10 protein-coding genes are annotated in these 8,630 nt (G+C 39.2%); 5 read left to right on the top strand and 5 right to left on the bottom strand.

The genetic code is table 11. The features are described from left to right. Positions 1-101: 101 nt before the first annotated feature. A complete protein-coding gene (locus tag AC3G7N_RS17895; RefSeq protein WP_489423533.1) occupies positions 102-1,325 on the bottom strand; it encodes a dicarboxylate/amino acid:cation symporter in 1,224 nt (407 codons plus the stop codon). Between the two features lie 262 nt (positions 1,326-1,587). Here AC3G7N_RS17895 and AC3G7N_RS17890 point away from each other — a divergent pair, with 262 nt between their 5' ends. The 4 genes from AC3G7N_RS17890 (at position 1,588) to AC3G7N_RS17875 (ending at position 4,637) form a co-directional block, all read left to right on the top strand. After that, positions 1,588-2,025 carry a CBS domain-containing protein gene (locus tag AC3G7N_RS17890; RefSeq protein WP_489423532.1) on the top strand — a complete coding sequence of 146 codons (438 nt, stop codon included), beginning with the start codon at positions 1,588-1,590 and terminating at the stop codon, positions 2,023-2,025. A gap of 110 nt (positions 2,026-2,135) precedes the next feature. Further along, the gene (gene cypC / locus AC3G7N_RS17885) at positions 2,136-3,404 is read left to right on the top strand and encodes a CYP152 family fatty-acid peroxygenase CypC (protein ID WP_489423531.1); all 1,269 of its coding nucleotides are present in this window, start codon (positions 2,136-2,138) and stop codon (positions 3,402-3,404) included. Positions 3,405-3,522: 118 nt separating this feature from the next. Further along, entirely contained in the window at positions 3,523-3,672 is a 150-nt protein-coding gene (locus AC3G7N_RS17880) for a hypothetical protein (RefSeq protein ID WP_489423530.1), read from the top strand. 161 nt (positions 3,673-3,833) lie between these two features. Further along, on the top strand, positions 3,834-4,637 hold the full coding sequence (locus AC3G7N_RS17875) for a YihY/virulence factor BrkB family protein (RefSeq protein ID WP_489423529.1): 804 nt from the start codon (positions 3,834-3,836) through the stop codon (positions 4,635-4,637). 88 nt (positions 4,638-4,725) lie between these two features. Here the strand turns inward: AC3G7N_RS17875 and AC3G7N_RS17870 are convergent, their stop codons facing one another. Together AC3G7N_RS17870 and AC3G7N_RS17865 are read right to left on the bottom strand one after the other, a co-directional pair. Further along, complete coding sequence (locus tag AC3G7N_RS17870) at positions 4,726-5,307, bottom strand: DUF899 family protein (protein WP_489423528.1); 582 nt, start codon at positions 5,305-5,307, stop codon at positions 4,726-4,728. A 176-nt stretch (positions 5,308-5,483) separates the two neighbouring features. Beyond that, a complete protein-coding gene (locus AC3G7N_RS17865) occupies positions 5,484-5,771 on the bottom strand; it encodes a phospholipase (RefSeq protein ID WP_489423527.1) in 288 nt (95 codons plus the stop codon). A 126-nt stretch (positions 5,772-5,897) separates the two neighbouring features. Here AC3G7N_RS17865 and AC3G7N_RS17860 point away from each other — a divergent pair, with 126 nt between their 5' ends. Continuing rightward, positions 5,898-6,227: an MGMT family protein gene (locus tag AC3G7N_RS17860; protein ID WP_489423526.1), complete on the top strand. Its 330-nt coding sequence runs from the start codon at positions 5,898-5,900 to the stop codon at positions 6,225-6,227. Positions 6,228-6,285: 58 nt separating this feature from the next. Here the strand turns inward: AC3G7N_RS17860 and AC3G7N_RS17855 are convergent, their stop codons facing one another. Together AC3G7N_RS17855 and AC3G7N_RS17850 are read right to left on the bottom strand one after the other, a co-directional pair. Next, positions 6,286-7,344 carry an NAD(P)/FAD-dependent oxidoreductase gene (locus tag AC3G7N_RS17855; protein ID WP_489423525.1) on the bottom strand — a complete coding sequence of 353 codons (1,059 nt, stop codon included), beginning with the start codon at positions 7,342-7,344 and terminating at the stop codon, positions 6,286-6,288. Between the two features lie 269 nt (positions 7,345-7,613). Continuing rightward, positions 7,614-8,588, bottom strand: a complete 975-nt coding sequence (locus tag AC3G7N_RS17850) for an NAD(P)H-quinone oxidoreductase (RefSeq protein ID WP_489423524.1) — start codon at positions 8,586-8,588, stop codon at positions 7,614-7,616. Positions 8,589-8,630: the final 42 nt, after the last annotated feature.

Genomic DNA, 8,630 nt, shown 5'->3' with positions numbered 1-8,630 from the left:
AGACACTCGAGACATAAGCAGTTCGCTTCCGTGCGGGCAAAGCACCCACACTGCATCGCTCTGCTTATGCTTGTCGTGTCTTTCAAGGCGCTTGCGCTTTTCTAATTGACAGTTTGTTTTTCCTCTGATTTATTAATAATGCTTGTACCAACTAAGTCGCCAGTGACATTGAGTGCAGTACAACCCATTCCAACTAGAGCATCAATAGCAACCAGTAGACCAACAGCTTCCATTGGTAGGCCTAACTGTGCAAAAACAGTGGCAATCATGATAATCCCGGCACCAGGTACACCTGCAGTACCAACAGACGCTAATGTCCCTACTAATACTACTTGCATCATATCGGTAAAGCTCAATGGATCACCAACGATATTAGCAGCAAATACAGCTGACACTGCAATACGAATTGCTGCACCATCCATATTAATGGTTGCTCCTAATGGAAGACTAAAACCGTATAAGCCTCGTGATATTCCTAAATTTTTGGCCGCATTTAATGTTAGTGGTAAAGTACCAGAACTACTTTGTGTAGCGAACGCGGTGATCATTGGTGTACGTGCGTGTGTAAAAAACTTGCCTGGTTTGATTTTTGAAAGAAGCAAGAATATAACATAAATACCGATCTGCACAAGTAAAGCTACGTAAAGAACAAGAATCATATTACCCAAGGATAACAATGTATCTATCCCTTGATTACCGACTGTTTTTGCAATGATAGCAAAAATGCCGATTGGAACGTATTGAAGGATAACCTTCATGACTGATAAAGTCGCTTCATTAAGCCCATCAACGACTTTGTATACATGTTCGCCAAGTTCAGCATGGTCACTTGATGATCGTAATGACGAAATTGCAATTCCGAAAACAATTGCTGTGAAGATGATTCCCAATAGGTTCAACTCACTAAAAGCAACGAAAATGTTTTCAGGGATGATACTTAATAGAACACTTATTGTGCCAGGGTTCTCTGGGACATCAAATTTCTCACTTGTATCAAGCGTCATTCCAGTGCCAGGATCAAAAAGGCTAGCAACGGCTATTCCAACTGCAATTGCTAAGGCGGATGTTAGTAGATAATAAAGGAATACCTTACCACCCATACGTCCTAAATTTCCTATTTTTGTTTGGTTAATCCCAACAATTAGTGTAAATAAAATTAGCGGTATGATTAGGAATTTTAGTAAATGAATCAAAATATCTCCGAAAGGTGCTAAAACTGCAGCATCCTTGCCAAAGATTACGCCAACAATAATACCAAGAATGAGTGCAACAGTAATTTTTAAAATAAGTGAGGCATTCATGTATCCTCTCCAAATCGCTTTCATCAAACGACCTCCCTTTAAATGTACTATTCCCGAATCCCGAAAAAAACTAGAAATAGTGCTTTGATTTTATAGTATTGTATTCTTATGAAATTACTCAGAATTCATCTTCATAAGATACAGCATAATATTGTCCTGAGTCAAAATAGATGCTTTGTTTGAAAGGAATTTACTATAAATGGTGTTTTTTTCGAACATGAAAAATATCCCTATAATAAAAGTTGCAATAATGACCAACCTAATCATGGATAGGGAGGTGATTTTAATGCAGCAACAGATAAGAGACATTATGACATCAACTGTTTTTACAATTAAGGAAACGCAGTCCATACAAGAAGCAGGTGCGGTCATGAGTGAGCATAATATCGGTTCCATTCCAGTTGTTAATAATAATGGCGATATGGTTGGGATTATAACGGATCGTGATATTACGCTTCGTTCTACAGCCCAAGGAGAAGACGCTCATACCCCAATTTCACAGGTTATGACTGCACAACAAGTTGTACAAGCAACACCAGATATGGATGTTCATGAAGCGGTAGAATTGATGGCTCAACAACAAATCCGTCGTTTGCCAGTAGTTGAGAACGGGCAGGTAGTAGGAATGATTGCGTTAGGCGATGTGGCAGTTCAGCATCAGTTAACAAATGACGCCGAACAGGCTTTATCAAGTATTTCAACACCATCAGGACCTCAAAAGTAGTGCTTTTTGGTTTATTAGCATAGAGAGAGAATGGTAATTGACATTCTTTTCTATGCTTTTTAAATAAAGGTTCGAAGCTCATACATATGGAAACGGAAAGGTGCACGAAAATGAAGCCTAAAGAAGGTATAACAAGTCAAACGCCACATGATAAGGGAATAGATAATAGTCTCCAACTATTAATGGAAGGGTATCGCTACATCCCAAACAGGTGCCGTCGTTTCAATACGGACATTTTCACGACCCGTTTATTGGGACAGAAGATGATTTGTATAAGCGGTAATGAGGCTGCAAAAGTATTTTATAAGAATGCGTTTTTTCGTCGGAAAGGTGCGGCCCCAAAGAGAATACAGAAATCGTTATTTGGACAAAAGGGTGTTCAAACAATGGATGGTACTGAACACAAGCACCGAAAACAATTATTTATGTCACTGATGACGCGAGAAAGACTTGAGGTACTTCGGGACATTACGTCGAAGCAATGGAAATATGCGATTGACCATTGGGAGAAAATGGATCATGTTGTATTTTTTAATGAAGCACAGGAGGTCTTTTGTCGCTTAGCCTGTCAGTGGGCTGGTGTACCATTGTGGGCAAGGGAAGTAAAGCAACGTGCGAACGATTTTGGAGCGATGATTGATGCGTTTGGAGCCATCGGACCAAGGCACTGGTCTGGAAGACGAGCTCGTCAAAAATCGGAAAAGTGGATCAGGACAATCATAAAACAAGTTCGTGCTGGAAATTTAATAGCTGACGGGGATACGGCTTTATACGCCATGGCATGGCATCGTGATTTAAATGGAAAATTAATGAGTGAGCAAATAGCTGCTGTTGAATTAATCAATATTCTGAGGCCGATCGTAGCTGTCGCCAGGTATGTAACATTTGGTGTAATAGCCTTACATGAGTACCCTGAGACTCGTAGGAAATTACTATCGAACGAAACCGATTATAGTCAGATGTTTGTGCAGGAAGTTCGCCGTTTCTATCCGTTTGGTCCATTTCTGGGTGCCAGGGTGCGTAAGAATTTTAACTGGAAAGAACACGATTTCAAAGAAGGAACATTGGTGTTGCTTGATATGTATGGAACAAATCATAGTCCTACCATCTGGGAACGACCAAATCAGTTTAAGCCTGAACGATTCCAAGACTGGGAGGGTACACCTTTTGATTTTATTCCCCAGGGTGGTGGTGAGTTTGATATGGGTCACAGGTGTGCCGGTGAGTGGGTTACCGTTGAGGCTATGAAGACGAGTTTGGACATTTTAACGAAACAGGTAAGTTATGTGGTGCCTAAACAGGATTTAAGCTTTAGCATGGCAAGAATGCCCGCGATTCCTAAAAGTAGGTTAGTCATACACAGTGTTAGATGGAAATAGCGTGTGCGAAGCAGTACACAGTTGAAAGAGCTGGGCAGGTTTAATTCAATGAATAATGCTAGCTCTTATTCCAAAAACTAAATCAATCTTACATTTGGAAAGGGGGCCACTAAACAAAATGGTAAATAAAGAAAAGGAATTTAACAACCAATTTAAAGAAAACAAAAACAGCGGTGAGCATCGGAATGGGCGAAAAAGCCAATATAAAAATTACAACGCTCATGAAAGTGAAGCGCCTAACGAGTATTTAAGCAAGAAGGATGAATAATAATTAATTATGCTAAACAGGACTTGTCATATTGGCAGGTCCTATTTTATCTAAAAAGACTTACCCTAGTTAAAGGTGTATAGATTGTAATAAATAACGACTATAAACATAGAGTTACTCTAAAAGGGCCATGCCATATGAAGAGAAGGGAGGATTCATCGGTGAGATTTTTAAAAGGCACCAAGCAAATCCTTATTCGATTTTTTTCAGAACGTTTTTATGATCAGTCTGCGCAAATGGCTTACTATTTCTTGCTATCATTATTTCCTTTTTTAATTTTCGTTTTTACCCTAATTGGTTTTCTGCCCGTAAATTTAGAAAATATCTTAGTGTTGGTTGAACCCTTTGCTCCTAGGGAGACGTACAAGGTGATTAGGAGCACGTTGGAAAGCATTTTGAATAAGGGACAAGGTCAGTGGTTGTCCCTTAGTCTGATAGCGGCATTTTGGCTCGCATCTATGGCGATTCAGTCACTGGTTCGATCATTAAATAAAGCTTATCAAATCAGGCGGAAGTCTTTCTTTTTACAGGGGATAGTAAATGATTTGCTGCTCACATTGGGATTGATGATTATTTTATCGTTATCCTTACTAGTTCCAATTGTTGAGGATATGGTTCGTACCTTTGTCTTACCTAAGATTAGAGTCCAGGATTCATTGTTTGATTTATGGTTTATTACTAAATGGGGTATTGGTACCTTGTTTTTATATCTTTTCTTTTTACTGTTATATAAGGTTGTACCAAGTATCAGGCTGCCCTGGAAAAAGGTTTTTCCAGGGGCGGTTTTTGCAACAATCGGTTGGCAATTTGTATCGATTGTCTTTTCAAAGTATGTCAGTATAAGCGACTACTCTATATTTTACGGACAACTATGGAACATGATTGTTCTCATGATATGGTTCTATCTGACAGCTGTCGTTCTACTAATAGGGGGGTTGATTAATGCATCAATCTATAAGAAATAACGCTTTGTAACTTTTCCATGAAATTCTTGACCTACAAGTTACTTTAAGGTCTAAAAAACCCACTGAAATTAAATCCAGTGGGGATATTCTATTCTTGATAATATTTCTTTGGATGCCAATTCGTTTGTTCTTCTGGTAACAATCGAACGAAGGACCACATCCCACAGAAATCATCTCCGGGACCGAAACCTGCTTTGGTATATTGGAAAATCGTGCCGTCATCCTTCTTTTTCAAAATAGATACACCTGGATGTGGACATCCTTGCTTTGGTTCAAATCCAAGTGTCTTTTTGAATTCAGAACCTGCTGTTGAAATCAAGTTGAAATTCCAATCCCGGCCCTCTGCAAAATTGCGCATTGTTTCTGGTTCATCAGATGATGCCAAGATTACAGGTGCAATACTTTCAAGATGATGTAGAATCCCGTTAATCTCATCGGCCCACAGTGTACAATAGCTACAGGAACTACCCATATTTTGAATAACAAACAATGTATCGCTGTCTTTGAATAATTCTGTAAGGTTTATTTTTTCTCCATGTTTATCACGTAATTTGTAATCCGTTATGACTAGTTTTTCTTCCTCTCTTCGTAATACCGCCAATTCCTCTTTTTTCTTGGAAATCTCTTGTTCCAATGCATAGATCTTATCTTCAACAGCCTGTCCGGACATTGTTGTACACCCTTTCTGGAAAATAGTTATACTACCTATACCTATTCGATCTAAAAGGGTATTTTCCTTCTTTAGATTTTGTTATACTCTACTACTTAGAATCTAACAGCCCTCCATAAAGGCTTTTCCGAAAACAAGAGTTAGAAGAAGGATACCGAAGATTAAACGGTATCCTTTTAAAAACCGCAAGTAAAAAACTTTTGAACCTTCATATAGTTATAGATGACGTTAGCTTGGCGTCCTTCTCTTGTATGTGGGTTACGACAGGATTGTAGTCTACGTATAAATTCGGCATCACATTTACAGTACAATCCAGACCTGCGATAACATAAATCATGAGCTTTACAAGCTGCGTCAACTTTGTTTATAGGTGCGCCAGGTCCACTACATCCAGGTCCGCACCAATTGTAACCCGGAAATATACAAAAGCGGCCAGGAAAAGATCTTCTTTGGCTATTATCCATCACGATATTTCCCCCTCGTAATTGCATTTAAATACTATTATATTTTATGCTAGGGGTGTCTTTTCGTTTTGTATGTTTACCTAGATGAAGACTAAATACACTGTTAACATAAGAGAGGGATACAATTTGAAGCCATTTACAGAAAATGTGTTAACTGTTTTAAAGCAAATTCCAAAAGGAAAGGTTATGACATATGGTCAGGTTGCGAAATCTGCAGGTAGTCCACGTGGTGCAAGGCAGGTTGTTCGAATTCTTCACTCGATGAGTAAGAAACATGAATTGCCGTGGCATCGTGTTGTAACTATCAAAGGTCAAATTGCCTTAAAAAGTGATGAGGGTCTGTTGAGTCAAAAAAGCCTGCTAGCCGCTGAAAATATTGAAGTTAGTGAGAGTGGACAAGTAAATTTAAGCAACTATCAATACCAACCTAATTTTCATTTAGATGAAGATGCATAAAAAAATACCCCAGATAAAGTCTCTTATCCAGAGTATCGTTTAGAACTTTTTCATTTCATTAATGGCGTTTGCTCAGCCATAATACGCCTGTTTTTGCCAATCTGGGTAGTAATCCAGTAGCGGGTTTTTGAAACATGTTACCAAAGCCATCTGATTTCCCTAGTGAACCAAGCGTACCTTTTAGTTTTATTTCTTTTTGTTGTTTCGGTTCCGCGTCTTGTAAAACGGCGGAAAGGATGTCAGCAATTTGCTCTCCTTGTTGGATAGCTAATTGAGCACTTGGAGAATAGGTTGAGGATGCACAATCACCTACTACGTAAACATTCTTATTGGTTGGAACCTGGTAAAATTCATTCACAATAATTTTTTCCTGTGCATCTTTTTCAAAGGACAATTCTCTTACTAAATAATTCGGTCGTACTCCAGCGGTCCAAATGGTAACGTCATTGACATAGCATACGCCGTTGTTGCATACACCATCTTTTTCGACATATTCTACATTCGCATTATGTAATACTTCCACATCATTTTTTACAAACCAATCTTCTACATAATCTTGAATTTTGGTGTCGAATGGTTTGAGAACCGTTTCTCCTCTGTCAAGAAGGCGAATATTTAAGTCGGATCTACTTTCCCTAATTTCAGATGCAACTTCGATGCCACTTAAGCCAGCTCCAACGACAGTCACTTTTCCAAAAGCCTTCAAATTACCCACGGAAAGTGCAGCGCGTCTAGAATTCGAGAACGTTTGAACGCTTTCGGTAAACTCGCTGGCACCTGTGATATCGTGATAGTTATCCTCACATCCAAGCGCAATAACGATGTAATCATAAGGTACGGAATTACTTTTGTCCTTGAATGAAATTTGTTGATTTTCCGTATCAATTTCTGCTATTTCGCCGAATTCATATGCTACTTGGTCATGTATCGGAAAATCCATGCGCACATCTCTGTCGGAAGTTGTACCAGCAGCTATTGCATAATATTCCGTTTTCAGGGAGTGATATGGATTCCGGTCAATAAGTGTAATGTGAACGTCTCCAGGCAGGTTGTCCAATAGATTGGATAAAATTTTAATACCACCATATCCACCACCTAAAATGACTAGTTGTTTCATGAAAAAACCTCATCTCTGTTAAGTAAATGCTTCTACCATACAGATTACCAAAAATAGTAGAAGAAGACTAGAGGAAACCAGTATATGACTTTATGTCTAGCTCCAGCGCTAAAGCTGTAGGGACTTCCTTCACCTCCGTGCGATAAGTCAACATCGGCTTGCTTACGCTCACCGTGTTTCCTTTATCTCCTGCGTAGGTATGTTCGATTAAAACCGCCACAAAGCATGAGCAACATCGAACCACCCGTGTTGCACACCCTGAGCTTTTCTTATATCTGTAAAATAATTTTTCCAATATTTTTGTTGCTTTCCATATATTTATGCGCTTTTTGTACTTCATCGTATGGAAATACCTGGTCAACTACGGGCTTTAGCTTATTTTTATTAAAAAGTGGTATTGCTTTATTAACAAAGTCACGCGTAAGGTCCGCCTTATATTGATCGCTTCGAGGTGTTAGCAAGGTGCCTTTTAACTGAATACGTTTTGCCATAAGCTCCATTAAATTGACCTTATCGATTTCTGCTCCACCTAAAAGACCGATTAGGATTAGGCGGCCGTCTACTTTCAGACTTGTTAGGTTTTGTTTCCAGTAGGAGGCGCCTATAAAGTCAAGAATCAAATTGGCACCTTGATTAGCTGTTACTTTCATGACTTCCTCTTCAAAGTTCTGTTCTTTATAGTTAATGCATGAATCTGCACCTAGTGAGCGACAATAGTCAAGCTTTCTGTCGGATCCCGCTGTTGTAATAACTTCTGCATTCTTGAGTTGTTTTGCGAGTTGAATAGCTGCCGTACCAACTCCGCTTCCTCCAGCGTGAATTAGTACCGTTTCATTGGATTGCAAGTCACCTAACCAAAATAAGGTTTGAAAAGCAGTTAAAAATACTTCAGGAATGGCAGCACCTTCTTCAAATGAAAGGCTGTCGGGAATGACCATTGCTCTTTCGGCGGGAATAACCGCATATTCAGCATAGCCACCACCATTTACAAGACCCATAACACGTGTGCCAGTTTCAATGGTTGTATCTCCCCCAGCTTCTTCCACAATTCCTGCTACCTCAACACCTAAAATGGGATTGTCTAGATAACCAGATCTGCCCTCACGACTTACAATGTCTGTCCGATTTATTGCTGCAGCTTTAACGTTGACCAATAATTGTCCGGTTTTCACTTCTGGTTTAGGCTGGTTCTCTATTTGTAACTGTTCTGCGCTGCCTGGTTGTTTTACAACGATTGCCTTCATATTGATCACTTCCCTGAAAGTTTTATTATTGCCTTAAATTTA

The organism is Virgibacillus carmonensis (assembly GCF_057836705.1).
The sequence above is the reverse complement of the archived record's forward strand: the minus strand, read 5'-3'. Positions and strand labels throughout refer to the sequence as shown.

Coding starts and splice junctions, on each gene's coding strand:
- AC3G7N_RS17865 (WP_489423527.1), bottom strand. CDS start 5,771: ATGGATAATAGCCAAAGAAGATCTTTTCCTGGCCGCTTTTGTATATTT.
- AC3G7N_RS17870 (WP_489423528.1), bottom strand. CDS start 5,307: ATGTCCGGACAGGCTGTTGAAGATAAGATCTATGCATTGGAACAAGAG.
- AC3G7N_RS17855 (WP_489423525.1), bottom strand. CDS start 7,344: ATGAAACAACTAGTCATTTTAGGTGGTGGATATGGTGGTATTAAAATT.
- AC3G7N_RS17895 (WP_489423533.1), bottom strand. CDS start 1,325: ATGAAAGCGATTTGGAGAGGATACATGAATGCCTCACTTATTTTAAAA.
- AC3G7N_RS17890 (WP_489423532.1), top strand. CDS start 1,588: ATGCAGCAACAGATAAGAGACATTATGACATCAACTGTTTTTACAATT.
- AC3G7N_RS17880 (WP_489423530.1), top strand. CDS start 3,523: ATGGTAAATAAAGAAAAGGAATTTAACAACCAATTTAAAGAAAACAAA.
- AC3G7N_RS17850 (WP_489423524.1), bottom strand. CDS start 8,588: ATGAAGGCAATCGTTGTAAAACAACCAGGCAGCGCAGAACAGTTACAA.
- cypC (WP_489423531.1), top strand. CDS start 2,136: ATGAAGCCTAAAGAAGGTATAACAAGTCAAACGCCACATGATAAGGGA.